Origin of the sequence: Rhizobium sp. CFBP 13726 (genome assembly GCF_014841925.1) — a bacterium.
GTDB classification, from domain to species: domain Bacteria; phylum Pseudomonadota; class Alphaproteobacteria; order Rhizobiales; family Rhizobiaceae; genus Neorhizobium; species Neorhizobium soli.
The window spans coordinates 41,098-65,167 of record NZ_JACYUU010000005.1 but is presented as its reverse complement, the minus strand read 5'-3'; the positions used below and the strand labels follow the sequence as shown (position 1 = coordinate 65,167).

Below are 24,070 nucleotides of genomic sequence, written 5' to 3'. Positions count from 1 at the left end.
CAAACGGACGGCGTTTTCGCCGCCCCGGGGAACTCCCACCCCCATTGTCGCGGAAAAGGGTCCGCACCCTTCTTCACCGGCGGTTGCGCAATTGATCGATCCAGACGGTGATCAGGATGACGAGGCCGATGATGATCTGTTGTGTGAAGGCGGAAACGCCGTTCATGTTAAGCCCGTTGCGCAGGATGCCGATGACGAAGGCGCCGATCGCCGTTCCGGAAATTGTGCCGACACCGCCGATCAGCGAGGTGCCGCCGATGACGGCGCTGGCGATGGCATCGAGTTCGTACATCACGCCTTCGTTCGGCTGCGCCGTCACGAGGCGGGACATCAGCACGCAACCGGTCAGGCCAGCGAGCGTGCCTGACAAGATGTAGGTGAAATTGGTGACGCGGGCGACGTTGACGCCAGAAAGCCTTGCAGCGTCCGCGTTCGAACCGACCGCATAGATATGGCGGCCTAGCACGGACCGGTTCAGCATGAAGGACACGGCAATCGCAATCACGATCATCAGGATGACCGGATAGGGGATGCCCGGGAAGACCACCGTCGGGAAGCCGTCGTCGCCGATGGTGACGACGCGAAACAACGAGCCGTTGCCAAGCACGCCGAAGGATTCGCCAAGGCCGGAAACAGCGCGGGCACCGGTAATCTGAAGCGCCACGCCGCGGGCGATCAGCATCATCCCGAGCGTCGCAATAAAGGGCGGCAGTTTCATCTGGGTCACCAGAATGCCGTTGATCAGGCCGCAGAGGCTGCCGACGAGAATGCCGACGAACATGCCGAGCGGAACCGGCAGGCCGAGCTCCTTGACGCAGAGAGCCGCGACGACGCCTGCCAGCGCCAGCACAGAGCCGACGGACAAATCGATGCCGCCGGTAATGATGACGCAGGTGGCGCCGATGCCGAGAAGGGCAATCGAGGTGACCTGCAAGGCGATCGTCATCGCATTGTTGACGGTGAAGAAGGCGTTGCTGCTGAATGAAAACACCAGCACAAGAACAAACAGGCTGCCGAGTGCTGCAAACTTCTGGATGATGTCCTTTTGGCGGTCGCTCAGCGAAACGCTCCGCGACTTCGAGGGTTCAGTAATATCAGCCATGCTTGCTCCTTGCGCCAGCGTCCGCACCTGATGTCCGGCTGTAGCCGGAGGCGTAGCGCATTATCTCTTCCTGGTTGGTCTTTGCCGTTTCCAGCACGCCGGTGATCCGGCCATGGTGAAAGACCGCAACCCGGTCCGTCATGCCCATGATTTCGGGCAGTTCCGAACTGATCAGCACCACGCCGATGCCGTTTGCGGCCAGTTCGTCCATGATCTTGTAGATCGCGAGCTTGGCGCCCACGTCGATGCCGCGGGTTGGCTCGTCGAAGAACAGGACCTTCGACTTGCGGAAAAGCCATTTGCCGATGATGATCTTCTGCTGGTTGCCGCCCGAAAGAAGGCGCACCTGCTGCCGGATCGACGGCGTGCGGATGTTGAGGAGGTCGACATACTCGTTGGCGACCTTGTCTTGCGCCTTGAAATCGATCAGTCCGAAGCGATCCGACAGCGCTTCCATGTTGGCAAGCGTCATGTTCGCATCAACAGGCATCTTGATCGCCAGTCCCTGCGCCTTGCGGTCTTCCGAGAGGTAGGCAATGCCCGCATCGATCGCGTCCCGCGGCGAGGAAATCGACAGGGTCTGCCCATGCAGGGTGATCGTGCCGGCATCGATCGCATCGGCACCGAAGATGGCGCGGGCGACTTCGGTGCGTCCGGCACCCATCAGGCCTGCAAAACCGAGAATTTCGCCGCGGCGAAGCGTGAAAGAGATGTCGCTGAAGACACCGGTGCGATTGAGACCTTGCACGCCGAGAATGACGTCGTCACTCGGCGTCGAGGTTCTGTCGGGAAACTTTTCTTCCAGCGAGCGGCCGACCATCTTGGAGACGATGTCATCGACGGTTGTCGCTGCAAAATCGTCGGTGGCGATAAAACGACCATCGCGCAGCACCGTGACGCGATCAACGATCTCAGCCATTTCGTCGAGCCGGTGGGAAATATAGACGACCCCGACGCCCGATGCCTTGAGATCGCGGATGACCTTGAACAGAAGCCGTGTTTCCTGTTCGGTCAGAGACGAGGTCGGCTCGTCCATGATCAGCACTTCCGCATCCAGCGACAATGCCTTGGCGATTTCCACCATCTGGCACTGCGCCACGGAAAGCCCACGGACGGAGACATCAGGGCTGATATCGACGCCGAGCCGGTCGAGGCAGCGTTTGGCATCTGCCCGGAGTTTCTTGCGATCGACCAGAAAGCCGCGGCGGGGCTCGCGTGCCAGATAGATGTTTTCGGCGACGGTCAGATGCGGAACGAGATTGAGTTCCTGGTGGATGATGGCGATGCCAGCGGATTCGGACTGCCGCGTCGACGAGAAATTCCGCTCTTCGCCCTTGTAGGTGATGGTTCCGGATGTGGGCTGATAAACGCCGCTGATGATCTTCATCAGCGTTGATTTGCCCGCGCCGTTTTCGCCGCACACGGCATGCACTTCGCCGCGACGAAGGTCGAAGCTGACGTCGGCCAGAGCTTTGACGCCCGGAAATTCCTTTGAGATGTTGTCGAGCCGCAGAAGTGCGTCAGCTGCTGGCACGCCAACGGCCGGGCGCAAACGCGCCTCGAGTACCGAATGATCGGTCTGCATCCTCCACATCCTCCTCTTGTCGCAAGCTTGCGACTGCCGGTCAGCTCCACCCATCCGGTCTGGCCAATAGTGCTAGGCGGCCTTACCAAAATGGTCAAGCCAGTTTCGTGGCGAAGGGCGAAATTTGTGTTTTCGCAGCGTTACGGGACATATAGCTGTCGTCATTGGCCTTGCCAGTTCAACGGTCACGCAATATGGTAAGGCCAGTTTTGGAGCGCTTATGAACGGAATTCGGATCCCGGAACGCCGGCTTTATCAACAGATCGCAGACCAGATCCGCGGCTTGGTGCAGAATGGGCAGTTTCGTTTCGGCCAGCGCCTGCCGGCGGAACGGGAGCTTGCGCAGCAGCTTGGTGTGTCGCGCCCCTCGCTACGCGAGGCGTTGATCGCACTTGAACTGGACGGCACTGTCGAGATCCGCATGGGGTCTGGCGTCTATGTCGTTCCGGCCGCCGAGCGGCGCGCTGCATGGTCGGGGTCCATGGGAGAGAGCCCGGCCGAGCTGATGCAGGCGCGTGCGACAATCGAGGGTGCCGCCATCGTTCTTGCCTGCGCGCGCATCACGCCGGAGGCGCTTGCTACGCTTCGTCAAACGCTCGACGCGATGGCGATCGAGATAGAGGAAGGCCGCAAACCGGTCGACCAGGATCGCCAGTTCCACCTGACGATCGCCACCCAGTCGGGAAACAGTGTCATTGGCCGCATCATAGGCGATCTGTTTGACGATCGGCACAGCCCTCTTTCCGCCCAGCTTCGGGAGCATTTCGAAACACCGGAAACATGGAGTTGCGCCCTCGCGGAGCATGAGGAAATCCTGACCGCGCTGGAGGCGCGTGACGGGCTGCTAGCCCAGGCAATGATGCGCATGCATCTGGAGGAATCGAAACGCCGCTGGCTTGACCACTAGCAGCGGAAAACCAAAACCAACCCCGATTTTGATACCTCCAGGGAGGAGGTCCATTATGAATGACATGACATCCCCGGTCATCGTGCTCAATACTGCCGATGACGTTGCCGTTGCCCGCCGGTCGATCCAGCAGGGTTCGCCGGTTGGAATCGAAGCTCTGCTGGCGCGCGATCTGATCGGGCGAGGCCACAAGGTTGCGCTCAGGGCGATTGCGGCAGGGCAGGAAGTCAAGAAATACGGTCAGGTGATCGGTCTTGCGACTCAGGATATCGCTCCCGGCAATCACGTGCACCTGCACAATCTGGCGATGCTTCCATCGACGCACGAGCACCAGTTTTGCGTCGATGGTGGCGAGCGCGCCCTTTTGCCGCTCGAGCAGCGCCGGACATTCATGGGTTTCGATCGCGGCCTCGGCGGCGCCGGAACGCGCAACTACATCGGCATCATCTCCTCTGTGAACTGTTCCGCCACCGTCTCCCGTTACATTGCCGATTACTTCAACCGCATGGGCGGGTTGGACGGGTTCGGCAATATCGATGGCGTCGTGGCGCTGACGCATAGCAGCGGCTGTGCGATCAACAACAAGTCGGAAGGCTATCGCTTGCTGATCCGCACCATCCAGGGCTACGCCCGGCATCCCAATTTCGGTGGGATCCTGATGATCGGCCTTGGCTGCGAGACCAACCAGATCGCACCGATCCTCGAACATTACCGTATGGAGGAGGGCGAGCGGCTGCGGACGATGACGATCCAGCAGCATGGCGGGACCAAGAAGACGATTGACGCTGCGATCGCTATCATCAAGGAAATGCTGCCCATGGTGAATTCCGCCGTACGCACGGAGCAGCCTTTGTCGAAACTCAAGCTTGCTCTCGAATGCGGCGGCTCGGATGGCTATTCGGGTATTTCCGCAAACCCGGCGCTCGGCCATGCTTCGGATCTGATCGTCCGCAATGGCGGCACGACCGTTCTTGCCGAAACACCTGAGATCTACGGTGCAGAACATCTGCTGACGCGTCGCGCGTCGACACCGGAAGTCGCGCAGAAGCTTCTGTCGCGCATCGACTGGTGGCGCGACTATACGGCGCGCAACGGCGACGAGCTGAACAATAACCCATCCTACGGCAACAAGCTCGGCGGTCTTACGACTATCCTGGAAAAGTCGCTCGGTGCCGTCGCCAAGGGGGGCTCCATGCCGCTGAAGGCGGTCTACGAGTTTGCCGAGACGGTGACAGAGCAGGGCTTCGTCTTCATGGATACGCCCGGCTATGATCCGGTCGCCGTGACCGGCCAGGTTGCGGGCGGCTGCAACGTCATCTGCTTCACGACTGGACGCGGCTCGGTGTCCGGTTTCAAGCCGGCGCCTTGCGTCAAGATTGCCACCAATTCCGAAATGTACGAGCACATGAAGGAAGACATGGACATCAACTGTGGAGGGATCGTCACCGGCGACGAGACGATCGAGCAGTCGGGCGAGCGGATTTTCGAGCATGTGATCGCTGTCGCCTCGGGCGAAAAGACCGTGAGCGAGATCTACGACTATGGCGACAACGAATTCGTGCCGTGGCAGGTCGGTGCCGTCACCTGACGGAAAACGCATATTGCCCGTCGTGAAAACCGTGCTTACACCTGAAGGATAAGCCAAGCATGGGGAATCGCAGCGCATGACGACGAGCCGTTACTACTCGAATATGGGTGGCCTGCCGCCTCAGACGGACCTTCTCAGCAGCAAGGCGGTGTTCACCACCGCCTATGCGGTCATTCCGCGCACGGTCATGAGCGACATCGTCACCAGCATGCTGCCGCATTGGGAGAATGCACGGGCCTGGATCATTTCCCGGCCGCTCTCCGGTTTCGCCGAAACCTTCGCGCAATACATCATGGAGGTTGCTCCGCAGGGCGGTAGCGCTCGTCCCGAGCCCGACACACGCGCCTCGGCCGCCATCTTCGTCGTGGATGGGGAAATGACGATCGAGATGGACGGCCAGCAAAACCAGTTGCGGACCGGATCGTTTGCCTATCTGCCGGCAGGCTCGGAATGGCAGATCTGGAACCGCAGTGACGCTCCGGTGCGGTTCCACTGGGTTCGCAAGGCGTTCCAGGTGGTCGATGGTCTGGACATGCCGCCGGCGATCTTTACCCATGAAGACGACTGCGTGCTCGACCCTATGCCCGATACGGACGGCAAATGGGCGACGACCCGCTTCATCGATCCCTCAGACATCCGCTATGACATGCACCTCAACATCGTCACCTTCGAGCCGGGTGCGGTGATCCCGTTCATGGAAACCCACATCATGGAACACGGGCTCTATGTTCTCGAAGGCAAGGCCGTCTACCGCCTGAACCAGGATTGGGTCGAGGTGGAAGCCGGCGACTATATGTGGCTGCGCTCCTACTGCCCGCAGGCCTGCTATGCCGGTGGTCCCGGTCGCTTCCGCTACCTGCTCTACAAAGACGTCAACCGGCATCCCGCACTGTAACGGGACCTGCCGAAGCCGTTGCTGCACACGGCTTCGGCAGATCTCCCACCGAAAAATTTATCAAATGGTCAAAAATTTATCAGCCGATAAAATATCTTCGAGGCGCCGTCTGGCAAGTCATTGAAACTTATGAGAGGCTACAACTGGCACGTAGCTTGCGTCCGTTCTGTTTATCGCATTGCCTGGAAATCCAGCATGGAAGGATCGGAATATGGAAGTCGGAGTCTTCATCCCAATCGGCAACAACGGTTGGCTGCTTTCGGAAAACGCACCGCAGTACAAGCCGTCGTTCGAGCTGAACAAGGAAATCACGCTCAAGGCCGAAAAATACGGGTTTGATTTCGCGCTGTCGATGATCAAGCTGCGCGGCTTCGGCGGCAAGACGGAATTCTGGGACTACAATCTGGAATCCTTCACGCTGATGGCAGGCCTTGCCGCCGTCACTTCCAAGATCAAGCTGTTCGGCACGGCCGCAACCCTGATCATGCCACCGGCAATCGTTGCGCGCATGGCAACGACGATCGACAGCATTTCCGGCGGACGCTTCGGCATCAATCTGATCACCGGCTGGCAGCGCCCCGAATACAGCCAGATGGGGCTCTGGCCCGGCGACGACTATTTCGCCGATCGCTATGCCTATCTCGGCGAATATACGACCGTTCTGAAGGAACTCCTGACCACCGGCCAGTCGGATCTCAAGGGCAAGTATTTCCAGATGGACGACTGCCGCATGAAGCCGATCCCGGAAGGGGATGTGAAGGTGATCTGCGCGGGCTCATCCAATGCCGGCATGGCCTTCTCGGCGGAATATGCCGATTACAGCTTTTGCTTCGGCGTCGGCGTCAACACACCGAAGGCCTTTGCGCCGACCAACGAACGCCTGCTGGCAGCGACCGAAAAGACCGGCCGCGACGTGCGCTCGTTCGTGCTGACCATGGTTCTTGCCGAGGAAAAATCCGAAGACGCCTGGGCCAAGTGGGAGCACTACAAGGCCGGTGCCGATCAGGACGCGATCAAGTGGCTCGGTCTGCAGAGCGCTGTCGATACCAAGTCCGGCTCCGATACCAATGTTCGCCACATGGCAAACCCGGTTTCTGCGGTCAATATCAACATGGGCACGATCATCGGCTCCTATGCCGAAGTCGCAGCGATGCTGGACGAGATGGCCGAAGTGCCGGGCACCGGCGGTGTCATGCTGACCTTCGACGATTTTCTCGAAGGCATCGAAAAATTCGGACAATTCGTGCAGCCGCTGATGAAAAGCCGCCAGCACATCAAGATGGAACTGGAGGCTGCGGAATGACCGGTGTCGCAGGATATCAGGCACCAGCAAGCCGTCTGGAAAGCGTGACGCTTCCCGCACGACCGGAACCGATCTCGATGAAGCCATCGGAAACCGCCGTCGTCGTCGTCGACATGCAGAACGCCTATTCAACAGAAGGCGGCTATGTCGATCTCGCCGGCTTCGACATCGCCGGCGCCAAGGGCACGATCGCCAACATCAAGAAGACGCTGGATGCAGCGCGCGAGAACGGCGTGCAGGTGATCTATTTCCAGAATGGCTGGGACAAGGACTATGTGGAAGCCGGCGGCCCCGGTTCTCCCAACTGGCACAAGTCGAATGCACTGAAGACTATGCGGGCGCGGCCGGAACTGCAGGGCCAACTGCTTGCCAAGGGCACCTGGGATTACGCGATCGTTGACGAGCTGCAGCCGAAGCCTGGCGACATCCTCGTGCCGAAGACCCGCTACTCGGGCTTCTTCAACACCAATATGGACAGCGTGCTGCGCGCACGCGGCATTCGCAATCTCGTCTTTGTCGGTATTGCCACCAATGTCTGCGTCGAAAGCTCGCTGAGAGACGCGTTTCACCTCGAATATTTCGGCGTGATGCTGGAGGATGCGACCCATCATCTGGGGCCGGATTTCATCCAGCAGGCGACCGTCTACAATGTCGAGAAATTCTTCGGCTGGGTCGCGACCGTCAATGATTTCTGCGGTGCCATCAGCCAGGCCGCTCCCACCGATATGTGAATTTGAAAAACAAAGAGGAGAACGGAATGCCAAAGTCGATCATCGTTCCGGAAGGAACCCAGAAGCCGATCGCGCCCTATTCGCCGGGAACGCTGGCAGACGGCATTGTCTACGTCTCGGGGACCTTGCCCTTCGACAAGAACAACGACGTCGTCCATGTGGGTGATGCCGGAGCACAGACCCGTCACGTCCTGGAGGTCATCAAATCCGTCATCGAGACCGCCGGCGGCACGATGGAGGACGTCACGATGAACCATATCTTCATCACCGACTGGGCGAATTATCAGGCCGTGAACAAGGTCTACGCGGAGTATTTCCCGGGCGACAAGCCGGCCAGGTATTGCGTTCAGTGCGGCCTGGTGAAGCCGGACGCTCTCGTCGAGATCGCCACAGTCGCCCACATCGGCAAGTAACGGCATGGTTCACTACGATATTTTCGGCGCGTCGGGCGAGGACGCGCCGACCATCATCCTGTCCTCCGGACTCGGTGGCAGCGGCACCTACTGGACGCCGCAGATCGAGGCGCTTTCGGAGCATTTCCGGGTGATCACCTACGATCACTTCGGGACCGGCCGTTCACCCGGCGAGGTTCCGGAGCAAGGCGGCATCGCGGCCATGGCGGATGACGTCATGAAGCTCGCGGAAGAGCTCGGCCTCAAGACATTCAGCTTCATGGGCCATGCGCTTGGTGGTCTAATCGGGCTCGAGATCGCCGCACGCCAGCCGGAGGTGATCGACAGGCTTGTGCTGATCAATGCATGGGACAAGGCCGATCCGCATTCCGGCCGCTGTTTCGACGTGCGGATTGCGCTTCTCAAAAACTCCGGCGTCCCGGCCTTCGTGAAGGCGCAACCGCTGTTTCTCTATCCGGCCGTCTGGATGTCTGAAAACGCCGAACGCATGAATGCCGAGGAGGCGCATGCAGCGGCCCATTTTCAGGGCGAGCAGAATATCATGAGGCGCATTGCAGCTCTGAGAAGCTTCGACATCGGCGACCGGCTTGCCGAAATCACTCATCAGACCTTGCTGGTCGCCACGAAGGATGATCTCCTTGTGCCCTACACCCGCTCGGTACGGCTTTCGAACATGATGCCCCATGCCGAACTCGCTTTGCTGGATTTCGGCGCACATGCGGTGAATATCGTTGATGCACCGAAATTCAACAAACTCGTGGTAGATTTTCTAAGCCGGGTTTGATTTCATCTGTACGCTCGAGCTGAAAGTTTTGAGATAGCCATGTCCGTGAATGCATCTGCCCCTGCGCTCGACGTTAATCCAGAAGTCGTTGACGCACGGATGAACTTTCGAAACGCGATGTCGCGCCTCGGCGCCGCCGTTCATATCGTCACCACGGATGGACCGGGTGGCCGTGCCGGATTTGCCGCCACCGCAGTCTGCAGCGTTTCCGACAGTCCCCCGACGCTTCTCGTTTGCCTCAACCGAACCTCGAGCGCCTATTTGCCGCTTAAGGAAAACGGCGTCCTCTGCGTCAACGTCCTCTCGGCCGACCATGCAGACCTCAGCCAGCTTTTCGGGGGCAAGACGCCCGTCGATGAACGGTTTGCCGGAGCAACCTGGGCGCCGCTAACAACGGGCAGCCCGGCACTCGACGACGCTCTCGTCTGTTTCGATTGCCGCGTTGTGTCCGTTGCCGACGGTCACACGCATGACATCCTGATCTGCGAAGTGCTCACCACGGTGCAGCCAAAGGCTGGTCAGTCGCTTATCTATCTCGATCGAAAGTATCACGCGCTTTAGTGGGGAGTGACATTGGGGTTTGTTCAGACGAGCAATGCTCGGATGATCGCCCAAGGTCAAAGCGCATGGTCTGAACGTAAGGGCAGGAGTTCATGGGAAGCACAATGTGGTGCCTGGCAGCTGTCGCGGAAATCGCGATTGTCGTCGCGGCCGTCGTCTATACCGCGCGTGACCGCCGGAAGCAGCAGCGGAAAAGCCGCCGGAACGCGTACAGAAACGGCAATCGTTAAGACGTTTCTTCTGCGGTAGAAAACCGATGTTCACCGGCAGATTGTGAACCGATCCCGTCATCAAGATCTTCTGCGACCGACCGGGTTACCGAGAATGCCGCGCGAATATGTCTCGGGGTCCGGTACGGTCAGCGTTCAAGCACGCTGATTCTCATGGATCGACGCTTTGCAGGTGAACGGCGAGGTTGTCCCGAATTGGAACGCACACTCTCGCGCATGGTCCTTTTTGGTAAGCATCTGAGTGAATATCAACCACCTCATTCGCGTTGATTTTCAACGAGTTCTGACATTGTTTCAGAATTAACTATCGCACTACATATCAATTGAGTGATGGACGGCGAGGGCTATATCTCATCGGAGAAAGGTCCCCGCAAGCCGTGGTCTGACCTTCAAACGAGGCAGATATGGGTAAGCCATCACTACATCCTGGCGACGTTTACGCACAGGAAAGCACGATGGGCCACTGGCCCACGACGCTGCTTGGCGGTCTTCCCGTTGTCCGCTGCAGCATGGATGAGGCGGCGCAGGGTTTCATCGATGAAGCGCTCCTTCACCGGGGCAGCAGTGCCAAGCCGTTCTATTCCACCTCGGCAAACGGACAGGTGATCGCGATGTGCGCGAAGAAGGCCGACTTTCAGGATTTGATGCTGGAAGCCGACCAGATCCACGCCGATGGCATGCCCATGATCATGTATTCCAGAATGTTTTCGTCGCATCCTGTATCCGAACGGATCGCGACGACCGATCTCGTGCAGTCAGTGGCACTCAAGGCAGAGCGGGCAGGTGTCAGTTTCTATTTTCTCGGCGGAACCGAAGAGGTCAACGCCAAGGCAGTCGCCGCAATGCGGACCAGGTATCCAAACCTAACCTTCGCTGGGCGCAGAAACGGCTACTTCAAGCGTGGCGAAGAGGATGCGGTGATCGCCGACATCCAGGCAAGCAAGCCCGATATTCTATGGATCGGGTTGGGCTTTCCACTTGAGCAGGCCTTTGTCAGCCGGAACATCGACCGGTTGCGATCTGTCGGTGTGATCAAGACCTCAGGCGGTCTGTTCGACTTCGTCTCGGGGAAAAACGCCCGCGCGCCGTTGTGGATGCAGCGGTACGGGTTGGAGTGGGCCTACCGGATGTATAATGAGCCGCGCCGGCTGACGATGCGGTATCTGCTGTCAAACCCGGCTGCCATTCGCGCGCTGTTCACCCACTCGAATTGATCGGGTGCTGCCTTCCGATAAAGGCAGGTCGTTGATGCGCTCGTTACGAGCCGCGCGTCACGCGCCAGGTTTGTAGAAGCTGTCGACGATGCCGGCCGCGAAGGACCATTTCGGCCGGATAATGCTTCCGTCGATCGCTTCCATGTAACCATTGCCATTCAGCGTATGCAGCTTTCGGCCGGGCCAGTGCTCGCCGGGGCTCAAGTGCTTTACGATCACCTGATCGAACCGTTCGTCATCCAGGCGCGTCACTTTGGCAAGGCTCAAAGCTGCCCCATAGCCGTTGCGGCAATCCTGCACGGGACGCAGCAGTTTGCCGTCGCGCCATATCATGTTGCCCGCGGGTCTCGCGGATCGGTCGTTGATGACAAGCGGGTTCGCGGCGTGCGGTCGCCAGGGGCCGAGAAGCGTTTCCGCCGACCATAAGCAGAGCGTATCGGAATAGCCGCCGATACCATCCCTTGTCACAGCGAACATCCAGAACTTTCCCGCGTGCTGGATGATCGTCGCATCGGCGGCCTCGATGCCGGAAACAAGTGTCGCGTGTTTTTCCCAGCCGAACGGAAAGCGCGTTGCCCTGTAGATGGAAATCTCGCCGCTGAGAGACGCCTCCGGAACCATCCAGATCTCACCATCCGCTTCGATGAGGAACGGATAAGACAGATGCCAGGACTCTTCCAGAACAGGGATGGCTGGGCCCGGCCGTCCTTGTTCGTCAAACTCGACGACGCTGATGATGCCCTTTTGGGTCTTCTGATCAAGATCCTCGAAGAAGAGATAGTCCTTGCCCTGCCAACGAAATGGAAACGGGTCTGCGTAAAAATGGTCAATTGGGTCCGCGAGAACCTCCCAGGGTGTCCCGCCGAGGTCGCGTCGTTGCCAAACGTCATTGTCAGAGGCGACCCGACGCCAGCCGATGCGCCAGTGGGGAGCGTGGCAGCATAGCCGATAGGCAGCGCGGGCCGCGGCAGATGCCAGCATCTTGGCGCTACGAACAGTCACCGCTTTGCGGGTGATAGCGCGTGCGTGTGGCTGGGCCGTGTTGTCTGCAATACGCGGCGCACACGGTTCTTCCGGCAAAGCCTTGATGAGAAGGATGGCTGTCCGTGACCAAACGGCTTCCATCGCGCCACCGATACCAGCCGCAGCTTCGAGGGACGCAAAGCCATCGGCAACAATCCAGCGCTCGCCGGAAGGCAGGGTGCACTCAATCTCGATATGCGGTGTTCCCTCGAAAAACAGCGCCGAAGCGAGACTGAATTCACCGGCGTGGCCGTTGAACAACGGCCGATAGATCCGTGTCGATCGGGGGGATGCGCTCCGGTTCGATGTGAGGTCGATGACAATATCCGGAGCTGCGTTGTCCGACCGGGTTCGCCAGTCCGCCAACGCATCCGGCTCAATACGGTCGCAGAGGCACGGCTGGTGGCGTCGAAGCACCATCTTCTCAAGCTGCAAAAGGCTTTCGAGGGCAGGCTGCGCTGCCTGATCAGCCCCCTGGACCAATTGAAGGCGCACCGTGGTACCGGCGGCGCGCTGCTCAAGCCGACGGCAGAGCCACTGTATCCACGCCGATGTGGAGGAGCGCTCCGCCACAATCTTGATGTTCATCGGAGCGACGGAGTTTGAAACGCTGTCCATCGTCATTTATTTCTGAAGCTGTCCGGACGCCTGCAACCTGTCTTCCGATGTTTTCGGCTGTCGCCGGATCAGGCGACGGTAGCCGTCGACCATTGCATCGAGCGAGTGTTGTTCGCGCAGCCGCTGCCCGCACTCCGATAGCCTTTGCCGCAGAAGGGGATCGGAAAGTACAGCGCGAACTGCTTTTGCAAATGACGCCGTATCGGTCGTATCGACGAAAAGGGCACAGGGCTCTCCCCTGACCTGCAAGACTTCTCGCATGACGGACAGGTCGGAACTCACAACCGGAATGCCGGCCTGAGCGGCTTCCACCGGCGCGAGGCCGAACGTCTCTCCAGACGTCGGGAAAACGAAGACGTCGAGGCTTTTCAGGAAGGCGCCGATTTCGCTGGACGGCATCTCGCCTGCGAAATGAAGCCGATCCGAAACGCCGAGTTCTGCGCCGAGAGCTCGCAGTCGGGGCGCTTCCGGTCCCTGACCTGCCAGTGCCAGATGGACATCCGGCATGACCGGCAACAATCTGATGGCGAGATCAATTCGTTTGATGGCGTTGAGACGGGCGACGCTTCCGATGATCGGGACGTCGGCTGGAAGGCCGAATTTTGCCCGCGCTTCCTGCCGCGTCATCGAAACGGTTCTGTCGGCAAAGCCGTGCGGAACATAGGTCAGTCGACGCTTGTAGGATGCCGGGTGTCCTTGGTAGTCCAGCCAGGTGGCCTTCGAATTTACAGTGATCTCGTCGTAGCAGCCGGCAATGCCAAGCACCTTATCGACAAGGGCGACCGGCCGGGAAATCGTCGCCTGCGGTGAGACGTGGTTGGCAATGATCAGTGGTACGCCGAGCAAGCGACCGACCGGAGCTGCGACAACATTGCCGAAATGCTGAAAGGTCAGCATCACGTCGGGCTTTATCGTGCGCACGAGCTGCGACAGACGACGAAGCATGGCAAGGTTCTGCGAAATCCCCTGCGGTCTCGGATCGGCCGCAAAATGCGCATTTTCGAAGTGGTCGCAGCCGCTGGTCTTGCGATAGAGGAACAGGTGATGCGCCTCGAATTCGGGCTGTCCGGAAATCGCTGGTTTCGACAGCTGTTCGGCGAGAAGGCGCGTGATCTCCTGAGCGCCCGCTGCTTCAGCTTGCGTCTGGATAAAGAGAAGACGTGTCGGACGTCGCTGCGCGCTCTCGGCCATAGGTTTTCCGGTTCACTCGTATAGTGACGATAAAGACAGCGAAAGCTCAAGAGAGGCTAAACACGATACTTAGCATTCGAACGATACTGCGTATTACTGGGATTTTCTTGCAAGTCGTGAGGCGCGGACGTTTTGCGCGGCGCATGACCTCAACTCGACGTCTTGAACGCAGAAGAGCGGCGGGGAGCCCCTTTTTCAGCGTTGCTCTTGATGATGATCTTTGTGTACTCGCTGACCATCAAATTGAGAGAGTAACGTTCGGCGAGTTCGCGTCCCGATGCGGAGAGCCGGTCATACAGCGCCTTGTCTGCGAGCAGCAACTCGATGCAGCTGACGAACTTATCAGTGTTTTCGGCATCGACGAACACGGCACAGGCAGATCTTTCCACCTGCAGGACTTCGCGCAGCACCGGCAGGTCGTTCGCAATGACAGGCACGCCTGCCTGCGCGGCCTCAACGGCTGCAAGCCCGAATGTCTCTGCGGCCGTCGGAAACGCGAAGACGTCGAGACACGCAAGGAAAGTCCCGATCTGCTCCGGGTTGACCTCTCCTGCGAAATGGACACGGCCTGCAACGCCAAGCGTATGGGCGAGAGCCTCAAGGCATTCTCTGTGTGGGCCTTGGCCGGCAATGGCCAGGTGCAGATTTGGCACATGCGGCAGTGTTGAGATTGCCAGATCAATGCGCTTCAGAGGATGCAACCGGGCGACCGTTCCCATGATCGTCACATCCTTGGGCAGATCGAAACAGTCCCTTGCCTTCTCTTTCGATAACGACGTGGTTTTCTGCGCAAAGCCATGCGGAATATGGACCAGCCGTTTGCGGTAGCTTCGTGCATAGGACTGGAAGTAATTCCAGGTCGCATGGGAGTTGACGGTTATCACGTCATAGAAACCAAGTGTGCCGAGGATGCGATCGGCCAGGCCAACAAAGCGGTTCACGGTTGCGGGCGAGGACACCTGATTTGCGACGATATAGGGAATGCCCATTACCCGCCCGACAAGTGCACCGAGCACATTGCCGTAGTGCTGAAAGGTCAACATCGTATCCGGCTTGATCTTGCGCACGATGGAGAAAAAATTCCGCGCGAAGGTGAGACATTCGCCGAGGCTTTGAGGCCTGCGGGGTGCTGCAAAATGGACATTGGGGAAGTGATCGCAGCCATCGGTCTTCCGGTACAGGAAAAGATGGTGCGTTTCGTATTCCGGCACACCCGTCAGTTGCCCACGCGAAAGCTCCTGGCCGAGAAGCCGCGAGATCTCCTGCGCGCCCGCCAATTCCGCCTGAGTTTGCAGAAAAAGCACACGCCTCGGCTGCCTGGCTCGGTTGGACAATTTCAACTCCTAATTGGTGGGGCAATAGTAGATTGTTCGTCTAAACAATAGGCTAACAGCATCGTTTCCAACAGTAACGATGATTTGTGCGGGTATCGTAAACGTACTATTTCACTTCTCACGTTGATGCCGGCAAACGACCGCGATGAACTCGGACGCCGCCATGCAGATAGGCTGCGTCTGCTTTTTGAAGTCCTGGATAGTGCTGGTACACTTGTCGCCTGATCGAGAAGACAAGGATGAGAAAGATGAAGATCAGGAGAGACGTCGACCGACCGATTTCGTTCTCGACGAGGTTGTTGACGGTGTACATGTTGACGTAGGCAAACGACAGGCCGATGAACTTGTCTCTGACATTTCCGACCGATACGACGAGCAGAAGATAGGTCGCTGACAGTGCTGCGAGAAACAGCAGGAAGCCGGCGATGCCGCCTTCGATGATGAGCGTGATATAGCCGTTGTGGAAGTTGTCGAGCACCCAGCCATAGACGCTTTTGAAGCTCGTCAGGCGTTCCGGAGTCCAGAAGCTGTCAAGGCCGAAGCCGAAGATCTCGCGTCCCTGCAATTCACGAAAGCCGTAGCTCCAGATCTTCATGCGGCTGTTGGTATCGACAGTGATGCCTGCAACGCCGATCTTGTCGGCATCGACCACGAACGTCGTCGAGACGAGATTGATGATCGGTATCGCGAACAGGAGACCGGTGAGCAGTGCTAGTCTCTGGAGGAGCTTTGGCAGTCTGGAAATCACAATCGATGCGACGCCCAGAACTGATATAAGCTGGCCGCCGCGCGATCCTGCCATATAGACCGCGAGCAAGGCGATCCCGACCATTGCGATACGACCGACAAGCGCGCCCCATTGCGCGAGCGGCGTGACGCGTTGGCGCAGGGGAAGACCAACGCCCGCGATCAGCGCGTAGGCCGCATATGCTGCGAGCCCGTTCTTTTGCCCGGCAATGCCGCGCCACTTTCCCGCATGCTCCCAGCTGCTGTCGACACCGATCGAAGGGACCAGCAGCGCGACCAGAACGCAGACGACAACGAAGGTGGAGAGGGCCGCGAACATGACCCGCAGCGACTGTTCGAGCGTCAGCGTGTTGGCGATCGCAAGCGACGTCACCAGCGCGTTGAAGATCAGGATTGCCTTGATGTAGCTGTCGGCACTTTGCACGCCCCACACCGCGGAAAAACTGACATAGAGCAGGAACGCTGCAAGCAGGGTGCATTCTATGCCGGAGGGGATCCTGAGCCCCACCTTGATAAACGCCACCACGACGATCCAGCCGGAGAGCATCAGGAAGACGAGATAACGGGCCTGCTCCGTCCAGGAGGGCAGCTTCAGCTCTTCGGCCGGCACCCACATGGAAAGAAGCAGAAGCAGGAACATGGCCGGTGCGATATAGCGATGCGCCATTTCAAAATCCGCCTCGTATCCGTTAATCCAAATGCCTCAAAGTCCCTACTCCTGAAACCCTTAAACCGGCATTAAGCGGCGGGTCGTCGGCAAGGTTATCCGTTTGATCGGTCAGGCTTGGCTTAAAACAATCTTAAGCACAGGCTGTGATAAATGCGGTGGAATGAGAGAGCCGGTGCTCTGCCATTAGCCGTGAGACGTGAACCGAATGCAGCCTCCATATCCAGCTCGGTCGAACAGCTCCGCACCTGAAGGGCTGACAAACTACCTTCAGATCGATCTGGGGCGGCTGGCCTATTGGCTGCGCCAAAAATTCCGCTGGATCGTCGCAGCGGCCCTCATCGGATTGGTGCTTGCAGTTTCCTACACGGTCATTTCCAAGCCGCGTTATACGGTGACGAGCGAACTCGTCATCGATCCCGCCGGTCTGCAGATCGTGGGCGAAGAGACGGGTTCGCGCAACGACATGCGCGAAACGCTGCTCCTCAATGCCGACAGCAAGCTTCAAACCCTGCTGTCGCGCAACGTGCTTCTCCGGGTGATCGAAAAGCTAGATCTTACCAACGACATCGAATTCGTTCCAGCTGGCGGTTTTAGCCTGTTCAGCTTCGGTGGACCCGCGACGCCGGTCGATCCGAGAATCATCGCGCTGGAATCTCTCAACAAGAGACTTGCAGCCCAGCGGGATGAGAAATCCTTCGTTCTGTTCATGTCGGTCTGGACATGGGATGCCGAAAAATCCATTCGGATCTCGCAAGCGCTGATCGAGGAATTCAAGGCCGAACTCAATGCCGGCGATGTTGACGGCGCCAAGAGAACGACAGATTCGCTTCTTGCTCGGCTCACCGAGTTGAAGAAGGGTGTCATCGAGGCCGAAGAGGCCGTCGAAACATTTCGGCGCGAAAGCGGCCTTCGCTCTTCGCAAGGCGAGCTTTCCAGCAGCCGTTCCATGGTCCAGGTCGACACCCAGTTGCGCGAGGCTCGCGAACGCCTGATCGCCGCTGACTCGCGCTACAAGCAAATGCTTGCCGGTGGCAACGATTCCTTGGCGATGCAGTCCGCAACGCTTGCCGCACTGCGGGCCCAGTATTCGACCCTCAAGCAGGAAGCCGACGAGCAGTTGCTAACGTTCGGTACAAGGCATCCGAGAAGGGCCGCGGTTCAGTCGCGGCTGCAGTCGCTCGACCAGGAAATCGCCCGGGAAATGTCCCGGCTGACGCTAGCCGCCCGCAACGAATACGATCAGGCCAAGGCCGTGGTCGGAAAGCTGGAAGGTGAATCGAAGACCGTTTCTACCAGTGTGTTCTCGGATAACGATGCGCAGGTGCGTCTGAGGGAATTGTCTCGTGAGGCATCAGCGAGAGCCGCAGTCTACGAGGCGTTCCTCGGGCGCGCCCGCATGGCGGCCGAACGGCAACAGCTCGATACGACCAATCTTCGTGTGATCTCTGCGCCCATCGCTCCGAGAGAGCGCAGCTGGCCGCCGAGCATAGCACAGGCGGCCGTTTTCGGCGCCGCAGTCGGACTGACCCTGGGTGCACTCGGCGTGCTCGCTTTCGGCATCGCGATGGATGTCAATCATCCGCAACGGGCGCCGGAACACGCCCGCACCGAGACGCTGGACGAAGACTATCCGAAAGAGATCGAGCGCAAGCCTGCACCGCGCACCGGATCGTTGTTGTCGATGCTCCCGGACGAGCCATCGCCTGCGCCGCGCTCGTATCGGTGGAACCCGGACGCCTGATGGGTCGCAGTTCTGCCCGAGAGAATAGGGCGGATTTTAATGGTCGGCCTCACTCCATGTTAACCGATTTGGAAAGAACACAGCCCGCGTTTACTCATCGCTGGCCGGAGTGCTGTATCTGAGAGCAAGGTCAGCCCTTCGCTTTATCTGTTCCAGCGAAGATATCCTGAAAGTATCAAGACCGATTGTCGACCCTTGGTGACGAACGGATGTTAGGGAGTGGATTTCAATGAATTCTATGCTCATGAACAAGGACATCATTGCCAACTGGGAAGACCGCCACGCGCGTTTGTTCGGCAATGAGATCGTCAAGCTCAATCATCGCCTCCTTGAAACGGGTCTGTTCTCGAGGGAGGCTGTTGGCAAGTTGATCGAACGCTGCCCGGATAGCGAGTTCGGGTTGGAATCCATGTCCGACGACATCACCAACCCATCGCGACTTTATGGCGTCCGCAACGGCATTTCGGGCGCTGAGGCACTCGCTGCAGTCGAAAAGGGCCGCATGTGGATGAACATTCGCCGCGTGATGGACTGGGCGCCGGAATATGACCGTTTGCTCGACACGATCTTTTCCGAATTCGCCGGCCGCATGCCCGGGTTCGAGACCTTCAAACGCAATCTCGGAGTGCTCGTCTCGTCTCCCAACGCCAACGTCTTCTACCACGCCGATATCCAGGGCCAGTCGCTTTGGCAGATCGAGGGCAGCAAGCGGGTCTATCTTTACCCGCGCTCGGAGGTGTTTCTGCGCCCGATGCAGGTGGAGAAGATCCTGCTGCGCGAGACCGATGAAAAAATGCCCTACGAGACGTGGTTCGACGAATACGCAACGGCTGTCGATCTGCATCCGGGAGAAATGGTGACATGGCCGCTTTATGCACCGCATCGCGTACAGAACCATGATTGCATGAACATCTCCGTGACGATGGAGCATTGGACGAAGCAGATCTGGAATTCCTACGCGGTCCATTATGGCAACGGCGTGTTTCGCCGCACGCTCGGCGTGAAGGGCCTGTCGACCGAAAATTCGGGCCTGCATGTCTATCCGAAGGCGGCGGCGGCCTTTGCCTGGAAAAAGGCTGGGAAGCAGAAAAAGGGTGATGTCGTCATCAAGCGCGATTTCAAGCTTGATGCATCGGCCGAAGGCGGTCGGGTCGCATTGAGCTGAGAACAGGACAAACTGCCGAAGACCAACTCCCCGACAGAATACGATCGAGAAAAGCCCTGAATCCATGAAAGTCACCGTAGAAGAGACGTTCGATTTTTCAGGGCCGGAATATCGCCGCCTCTATTCGGAAGGGAAGGGCACTGCCTTTCAGGCGCCGATGTGGCTCGACATGCTGCACCGGCGCCTCGGTCCTTTCCTCGGCGCGAAGCAGCGGACAGTGACGTTCCGCAACGAAGCCGACGACAGACTCCTTGCCGTGCTTCCCCTCGTGATGCAGCGCTCATCCGGGGTGATGATGATCCAGCCCGCGGATTTCGGTATCAGTGACTACAACACGATCGTCTGCGACGAGGAGCGTTTCGAGCAGATCTCCGCGTCACCGGCCGTTCTAAAGGCGTTGCGCGAAACGCTTCGCGGTGCCGACCTGCTGATGTTCCGCAAGGTTCGTGCCGATGGCTTCGACATCCAGCGTCTGTTCAAGGGGGCTCGCGAAAGCCGGGGAGAGAACTCTGCCTACGCGTTCGATATCGGCGACGATTTCGACCATTGGCGCCTGAAGGTGATGAACCGCAATTTCACCAAGAACCTTGGCAGGTTGCACCGACAGACGGAAGCAGCCTACGGTCCCTACCTGCACAAAGCCATTACGGACGAGCAGGAAATCCGCGCGGTCTTCGACTTCCTTCGGGAGGCGCGACAGGACCGTTATTCGGAGAACCTGCTGGATCGCCATGAATATTTCGATCTCTATCGTGATTATGCCGTCGCAGCGGCGGCTTCAGGAGAAGCTGTGCTCTACGTCAGCTATCTCGCTGGAGAACCTGTCGCTGCCCTGTTCGGGCTGGCAGGCGACGGCGAGTTTCACGCAACGCTGCTTGCATCCGACATCAAGAAGCATCAGAAAATCTCGGCGGGAATGCAGATCCTTTACCGCGTCGCACAGCTGCGCCACCAGGACGGCCACAGAGTAATGGATCTCTGCCTCGGCGATCCCGGGTACAAAACGCATTTTCGCCCGACGGAAACGACGATGCGCAATATCACCGTAGCCCTGTCTCTCAAGGGAGCTGCGGTCGCTGCCATTTATCACCATGCGAAACCGCTCAAGAACTTCCTGAGAAAAGGGGTCGCCAATGTCCGGTGATGCATCCGACCACGTGGCGCCCGCTGCCCACCGCACCTTTGCCGGTCGGATCGGCGCGATTATCCGCCGGCCGGATATCGGCGGGATGGCTGTCGTCGTCGGCGTCAAGATCGGCATGGTTTTGCTCAACTTCGCGCTGATCACGCTTGCTGCTCGGCTTCTCGATCCCGAAGCGTTCGGACACTACTCGATCCTCTACTCCGCAGCGGGGCTGCTTTGCATCGTGGCAGCCGCCGGACAGGAGCCGTTCGTGCTGCGGATGTGGAACGAGATGACGGCGGCAGGCAATGCGGCGAAGCTGAAAGGCGCGCTCTACTTCACGCTGCTTCTGTCGCTCAGCGGCACCGTTATCGTCGCGATCGGTCTGTATTTCTGGGCTTCCGCATTGGTCGATGGCCAGACAGCAATAACCTGCGTCATCTATATGATGATCGTCTCCGTGCTGCAGATCTGCATGCATCTCGTGCGAACCGAGATCGGCGTTGCCTCGGGAGACGGCGCGGGCAACGCCATTGTCGGGAGCGTGCCCGTCCTCTATCTGCTCGCCTGTCTCTTCAGCGGGACACGCCCGGATACGGCCCATCTCTTCCTGGCCTTGGCAGTTGGAGCAGGTGTTGCTCTCCTTCTGCAGCTCTATCTCATCCGCGGACGAATCCTGCATCGTTTTCCGGACTTTAACCGTATCCGAGCGGTTGCGGACTACCGGCTATGGCTTCCGCGATCGGTCCGCTTCTGGCTCGCGACGTCTCTCGAAGCTACTAATCAGTACATAGACGTGATCATCATCGGCTATCTGATGGACCCGGTAATCGCAGGGGCCTATTTCGTGACGGTTCGCCTCGCCAATTTGTTCGCGGCCGCTGCGGACTCGGTCAATCTGTTCGGAACGCGCCATCTCCCGGGGCTCTACTATCGCGGAGAACAGCGGGCCCTCAACAAGATGCTCGATAGCCTTGCCTGGATAACCCTTGCCTTCAGCGCGATCGGCCTGATCGGCATTCTGGTAGGCGGCTATTTCGCCCTTCTGCTGATAAACGAGCCCTATGCTGCGTATTTCCCGGAACTGCTGGTCCTCTGCCTCGGCACTGCGGCGCTCGGAACGACGAGGCCCTCTGTGATCATGCTGCTTCTGGCAGGCCACGAAGGCCGCTATCTACAGATCATGGCCGTGTGCGTCGTGGTGCGGATTGCCGGCTTCTTCCTGTTCGTCCCGCATTTCGGGGTGATGGGCGCCGTTGCGACGACCGCTGCCGCTTTCGCACTTCAGTCGATCGTCTTGCGCATTGCGGACAAAGCCCTGACCGGGTTCGACTCGTCGATGTTCCGGCTTCTCTTGAGGCGGGCATGATAAAAGGGCTGCAACGAATTCTTTCCGCTGTGTCTCGCGGGTGTATTTCGGAGCCGGAGATCCTATCTAGAAGTCTTCCGCATCATGATTCCCCAGGACTTTTCCACAGATGACGAACTCTCCCGTTCCGGTTTTCGACGGTCATAACGACGTGCTCTTGCGTCTGCGCCTCAGCGACGCGAAGGATCCTGTCGGTGACTTTCTGGACGGGCGGAAGGATGGTCATATCGATCTGCCGCGAGCCCGCGAGGGTGGATTGGCCGGGGGTCTCTGCGCCATCTATGTGCCGTCGCCGTCCATGGCAAAGGACCAGAACGGCGATTTTCCGACCCCGGCTCAACCCGAGGCGCTGAACCAGACCATCGCCATGGCTCGGATCCTGTTGGATATCGAGCGCCGTTCCAACGGCGGGGTCAAGGTCTGTCGGACTGCGGACGATCTCCGCCGCTCGATTGCAACGGGCAGCTTTGCCGCTGTGATGCATATCGAGGGCGCCGAAGCAATTGCCGGGGATCTCGATGCGCTTTACGTGCTTCACCAAGCGGGCTTGCGAACTCTTGGTCCCGTCTGGAGCCGTCCGAACATCTTTGCCTATGGCGTTCCGTTCAAGTTCCCGTCAACGCCGGATATCGGCCCGGGCCTGAGTGACGCCGGACGAGACCTGATTCGTGCGTGCAACGACCTCAGGATTATGGTCGATCTGTCGCATTTGAACGAGGCCGGTTTCTGGGACGTCGCAAAAATCTCGAAGGCGCCGCTTGTCGCATCCCATTCCAATGCGCACGCGCTATCTTCGCACAGCCGAAACCTCACGGACCGCCAGATCGACGCGATCCGCGATACAGGCGGGCTCGTCGGCATCAATTTCGGTGTCCTGTTCTTGCGCGACGACGGGCGCAGAGACGAAAGCACGAGCCTCGATGTGCTTGTGCGGCACATTGCCTATATCGCCGAGCGGATCGGAATCAATCACGTCGCGCTAGGCTCGGATTTCGACGGTACGACCGTGCCTTCGGACTTAAAAGATGCAAGCGGCCTTCCGCGCCTGATCGAAGCCCTGCGTAACCAGGGCTTCTCGGACGAGGATATCGCGAAGATCTCATTCGAAAACTGGATCGACGTGCTGGACCGAAGCTGGGCTGCGTGACCGGCACAAAGCAGCCGCAAGCAAATGTGCGAAACGTTGAAAGCGACCTGACCCGGCGTCAGACGCCAGCGAGGTTCTCAAACGCCTGAGAAATGCATTAGCGTGCCATCGCGTATTTGTAGGGTTGGCCGCGTTCCAGGGTGCTGCCCGACGGCAGGACGTAGGAAGCCGCGACGGCTAGGCTCACGACTGCGAACGATGCGGAAAGCAGAGCAATTTTCATGTGATAATCCCTCCCTCACATGTAGGGAGAAAGCTCTTGGCGCGAATTTGGTTCCCGGGGTCTGAAATGGTTTGCGGTGCCGATCGGCGGCCTCAGCACTCTTGCTTCTGTTCGCCGGGACAGATCCCAATTCCATTCTCGGTCACGACGAATGCAAGGCCCGCGCCTTCGAACGCCTGGCGCAACTGAGCCTCGGTCGATCTGTGAATATCGTGGCGCTGGCCCTCGTAGTCGCGTACGGTGCTGCGCGACACGCCTGAGCGATCGGCAAGGTCCGACTGGGTCCAGTCGAGGAACCCTCGGGCCGCCCGGCAAAGCGCTGGAGACAATATACAAGTTTGCGCGGCTTGACCCATCGCTCTATTCTGCCCATATTGGTCAATACAAATCATATAGGTCAATTTTT

At 58.8% G+C, this 24,070-nt stretch carries 22 protein-coding genes; 14 read left to right on the top strand and 8 right to left on the bottom strand.

Translation table 11 applies throughout. The annotated features are described in order from the left end of the window. Positions 1–73 precede the first annotated feature (73 nt). Together IFT66_RS19450 and IFT66_RS19445 are read right to left on the bottom strand one after the other, a co-directional pair. Positions 74–1,102 carry an ABC transporter permease gene (locus IFT66_RS19450; RefSeq protein WP_062458936.1) on the bottom strand — a complete coding sequence of 343 codons (1,029 nt, stop codon included), beginning with the start codon at positions 1,100–1,102 and terminating at the stop codon, positions 74–76. Next, a complete protein-coding gene (locus IFT66_RS19445; RefSeq protein WP_192078618.1) occupies positions 1,095–2,687 on the bottom strand; it encodes a sugar ABC transporter ATP-binding protein in 1,593 nt (530 codons plus the stop codon). Before IFT66_RS19445 ends, IFT66_RS19450 begins: the two co-directional genes overlap by 8 nt. 220 nt (positions 2,688–2,907) lie before the next feature. Between IFT66_RS19445 and IFT66_RS19440 the strand changes: the two genes are divergently transcribed. The 9 genes from IFT66_RS19440 to IFT66_RS19400 all read left to right on the top strand — a co-directional run bounded on the left by IFT66_RS19440 (position 2,908) and on the right by IFT66_RS19400 (position 11,313). Further along, a complete protein-coding gene (locus IFT66_RS19440; protein ID WP_062458943.1) occupies positions 2,908–3,594 on the top strand; it encodes a FadR/GntR family transcriptional regulator in 687 nt (228 codons plus the stop codon). 55 nt (positions 3,595–3,649) lie between these two features. Then, positions 3,650–5,182, top strand: coding sequence for a UxaA family hydrolase (locus IFT66_RS19435; protein WP_113110055.1), 1,533 nt, complete (start codon positions 3,650–3,652; stop codon positions 5,180–5,182). A gap of 76 nt (positions 5,183–5,258) precedes the next feature. Then, entirely contained in the window at positions 5,259–6,077 is an 819-nt protein-coding gene (locus tag IFT66_RS19430; RefSeq protein WP_192078617.1) for a bifunctional allantoicase/(S)-ureidoglycine aminohydrolase, read from the top strand. Between the two features lie 211 nt (positions 6,078–6,288). Continuing rightward, entirely contained in the window at positions 6,289–7,380 is a 1,092-nt protein-coding gene (rutA, locus tag IFT66_RS19425; protein WP_062458952.1) for a pyrimidine utilization protein A, read from the top strand. Next, complete coding sequence (gene rutB / locus IFT66_RS19420; RefSeq protein ID WP_184655227.1) at positions 7,377–8,111, top strand: pyrimidine utilization protein B; 735 nt, start codon at positions 7,377–7,379, stop codon at positions 8,109–8,111. The genes rutA and rutB overlap by 4 nt, the downstream gene beginning before the upstream one ends. A gap of 26 nt (positions 8,112–8,137) precedes the next feature. Then, positions 8,138–8,524 carry a pyrimidine utilization protein C gene (gene rutC, locus IFT66_RS19415; RefSeq protein ID WP_062458958.1) on the top strand — a complete coding sequence of 129 codons (387 nt, stop codon included), beginning with the start codon at positions 8,138–8,140 and terminating at the stop codon, positions 8,522–8,524. Between the two features lie 4 nt (positions 8,525–8,528). Further along, positions 8,529–9,308, top strand: coding sequence for a pyrimidine utilization protein D (gene rutD, locus IFT66_RS19410; RefSeq protein WP_192078616.1), 780 nt, complete (start codon positions 8,529–8,531; stop codon positions 9,306–9,308). Positions 9,309–9,347: 39 nt separating this feature from the next. Beyond that, positions 9,348–9,869, top strand: coding sequence for a flavin reductase (locus tag IFT66_RS19405; protein WP_062458964.1), 522 nt, complete (start codon positions 9,348–9,350; stop codon positions 9,867–9,869). A gap of 685 nt (positions 9,870–10,554) precedes the next feature. Then, entirely contained in the window at positions 10,555–11,313 is a 759-nt protein-coding gene (locus IFT66_RS19400) for a WecB/TagA/CpsF family glycosyltransferase (RefSeq protein ID WP_192078615.1), read from the top strand. A gap of 57 nt (positions 11,314–11,370) precedes the next feature. Here the strand turns inward: IFT66_RS19400 and IFT66_RS19395 are convergent, their stop codons facing one another. The 4 genes from IFT66_RS19395 to IFT66_RS19380 form a co-directional block, all read right to left on the bottom strand. Next, positions 11,371–12,954 carry a glucosamine inositolphosphorylceramide transferase family protein gene (locus IFT66_RS19395; protein ID WP_192078614.1) on the bottom strand — a complete coding sequence of 528 codons (1,584 nt, stop codon included), beginning with the start codon at positions 12,952–12,954 and terminating at the stop codon, positions 11,371–11,373. Positions 12,955–12,960: 6 nt separating this feature from the next. After that, positions 12,961–14,145: a glycosyltransferase family 4 protein gene (locus IFT66_RS19390; RefSeq protein ID WP_192078613.1), complete on the bottom strand. Its 1,185-nt coding sequence runs from the start codon at positions 14,143–14,145 to the stop codon at positions 12,961–12,963. Positions 14,146–14,294: 149 nt separating this feature from the next. Continuing rightward, a complete protein-coding gene (locus tag IFT66_RS19385; RefSeq protein ID WP_342344798.1) occupies positions 14,295–15,449 on the bottom strand; it encodes a glycosyltransferase family 4 protein in 1,155 nt (384 codons plus the stop codon). A 148-nt stretch (positions 15,450–15,597) separates the two neighbouring features. Beyond that, positions 15,598–16,893: an O-antigen ligase family protein gene (locus IFT66_RS19380; RefSeq protein ID WP_092664206.1), complete on the bottom strand. Its 1,296-nt coding sequence runs from the start codon at positions 16,891–16,893 to the stop codon at positions 15,598–15,600. Between the two features lie 208 nt (positions 16,894–17,101). Here IFT66_RS19380 and IFT66_RS19375 point away from each other — a divergent pair, with 208 nt between their 5' ends. The 5 genes from IFT66_RS19375 to IFT66_RS19355 all read left to right on the top strand — a co-directional run bounded on the left by IFT66_RS19375 (position 17,102) and on the right by IFT66_RS19355 (position 23,441). After that, a complete protein-coding gene (locus tag IFT66_RS19375; RefSeq protein WP_113165122.1) occupies positions 17,102–18,637 on the top strand; it encodes a GumC family protein in 1,536 nt (511 codons plus the stop codon). 229 nt (positions 18,638–18,866) lie between these two features. Continuing rightward, the gene (locus tag IFT66_RS19370) at positions 18,867–19,802 is read left to right on the top strand and encodes a hypothetical protein (protein WP_192078611.1); all 936 of its coding nucleotides are present in this window, start codon (positions 18,867–18,869) and stop codon (positions 19,800–19,802) included. Positions 19,803–19,866: 64 nt separating this feature from the next. Beyond that, positions 19,867–20,946: a GNAT family N-acetyltransferase gene (locus IFT66_RS19365; protein ID WP_113165124.1), complete on the top strand. Its 1,080-nt coding sequence runs from the start codon at positions 19,867–19,869 to the stop codon at positions 20,944–20,946. Beyond that, positions 20,936–22,294, top strand: a complete 1,359-nt coding sequence (locus IFT66_RS19360; RefSeq protein ID WP_192078610.1) for a lipopolysaccharide biosynthesis protein — start codon at positions 20,936–20,938, stop codon at positions 22,292–22,294. The genes IFT66_RS19365 and IFT66_RS19360 overlap by 11 nt, the downstream gene beginning before the upstream one ends. Positions 22,295–22,403: 109 nt before the next feature. After that, positions 22,404–23,441 (top strand): dipeptidase, encoded by a 1,038-nt coding sequence (locus IFT66_RS19355; protein ID WP_192078609.1) that lies wholly within the window; start codon positions 22,404–22,406, stop codon positions 23,439–23,441. 97 nt (positions 23,442–23,538) lie between these two features. On the opposite strand, the gene IFT66_RS23780 is transcribed toward IFT66_RS19355, so the two are convergent. Further along, entirely contained in the window at positions 23,539–23,664 is a 126-nt protein-coding gene (locus IFT66_RS23780) for a hypothetical protein (RefSeq protein ID WP_256413830.1), read from the bottom strand. Positions 23,665–23,756: 92 nt separating this feature from the next. Further along, positions 23,757–24,065, bottom strand: a complete 309-nt coding sequence (locus tag IFT66_RS19350; protein WP_062458994.1) for a helix-turn-helix domain-containing protein — start codon at positions 24,063–24,065, stop codon at positions 23,757–23,759. Between the last annotated feature and the right edge of the window lie 5 nt (positions 24,066–24,070).

What these genes read in the sequence shown, in the direction of transcription:
- IFT66_RS19450 (WP_062458936.1), bottom strand. Translation starts at nt 1,102, where the DNA reads ATGGCTGATATTACTGAACCCTCGAAGTCGCGGAGCGTTTCGCTGAGC.
- IFT66_RS19445 (WP_192078618.1), bottom strand. Translation starts at nt 2,687, where the DNA reads ATGCAGACCGATCATTCGGTACTCGAGGCGCGTTTGCGCCCGGCCGTT.
- IFT66_RS19440 (WP_062458943.1), top strand. Translation starts at nt 2,908, where the DNA reads ATGAACGGAATTCGGATCCCGGAACGCCGGCTTTATCAACAGATCGCA.
- IFT66_RS19435 (WP_113110055.1), top strand. Translation starts at nt 3,650, where the DNA reads ATGAATGACATGACATCCCCGGTCATCGTGCTCAATACTGCCGATGAC.
- IFT66_RS19430 (WP_192078617.1), top strand. Translation starts at nt 5,259, where the DNA reads ATGACGACGAGCCGTTACTACTCGAATATGGGTGGCCTGCCGCCTCAG.
- rutA (WP_062458952.1), top strand. Translation starts at nt 6,289, where the DNA reads ATGGAAGTCGGAGTCTTCATCCCAATCGGCAACAACGGTTGGCTGCTT.
- rutB (WP_184655227.1), top strand. Translation starts at nt 7,377, where the DNA reads ATGACCGGTGTCGCAGGATATCAGGCACCAGCAAGCCGTCTGGAAAGC.
- rutC (WP_062458958.1), top strand. Translation starts at nt 8,138, where the DNA reads ATGCCAAAGTCGATCATCGTTCCGGAAGGAACCCAGAAGCCGATCGCG.
- rutD (WP_192078616.1), top strand. Translation starts at nt 8,529, where the DNA reads ATGGTTCACTACGATATTTTCGGCGCGTCGGGCGAGGACGCGCCGACC.
- IFT66_RS19405 (WP_062458964.1), top strand. Translation starts at nt 9,348, where the DNA reads ATGTCCGTGAATGCATCTGCCCCTGCGCTCGACGTTAATCCAGAAGTC.
- IFT66_RS19400 (WP_192078615.1), top strand. Translation starts at nt 10,555, where the DNA reads ATGGGCCACTGGCCCACGACGCTGCTTGGCGGTCTTCCCGTTGTCCGC.
- IFT66_RS19395 (WP_192078614.1), bottom strand. Translation starts at nt 12,954, where the DNA reads ATGGACAGCGTTTCAAACTCCGTCGCTCCGATGAACATCAAGATTGTG.
- IFT66_RS19390 (WP_192078613.1), bottom strand. Translation starts at nt 14,145, where the DNA reads ATGGCCGAGAGCGCGCAGCGACGTCCGACACGTCTTCTCTTTATCCAG.
- IFT66_RS19380 (WP_092664206.1), bottom strand. Translation starts at nt 16,893, where the DNA reads ATGGCGCATCGCTATATCGCACCGGCCATGTTCCTGCTTCTGCTTCTT.
- IFT66_RS19375 (WP_113165122.1), top strand. Translation starts at nt 17,102, where the DNA reads ATGCAGCCTCCATATCCAGCTCGGTCGAACAGCTCCGCACCTGAAGGG.
- IFT66_RS19370 (WP_192078611.1), top strand. Translation starts at nt 18,867, where the DNA reads ATGAATTCTATGCTCATGAACAAGGACATCATTGCCAACTGGGAAGAC.
- IFT66_RS19365 (WP_113165124.1), top strand. Translation starts at nt 19,867, where the DNA reads ATGAAAGTCACCGTAGAAGAGACGTTCGATTTTTCAGGGCCGGAATAT.
- IFT66_RS19360 (WP_192078610.1), top strand. Translation starts at nt 20,936, where the DNA reads ATGTCCGGTGATGCATCCGACCACGTGGCGCCCGCTGCCCACCGCACC.
- IFT66_RS19355 (WP_192078609.1), top strand. Translation starts at nt 22,404, where the DNA reads ATGACGAACTCTCCCGTTCCGGTTTTCGACGGTCATAACGACGTGCTC.
- IFT66_RS23780 (WP_256413830.1), bottom strand. Translation starts at nt 23,664, where the DNA reads ATGAAAATTGCTCTGCTTTCCGCATCGTTCGCAGTCGTGAGCCTAGCC.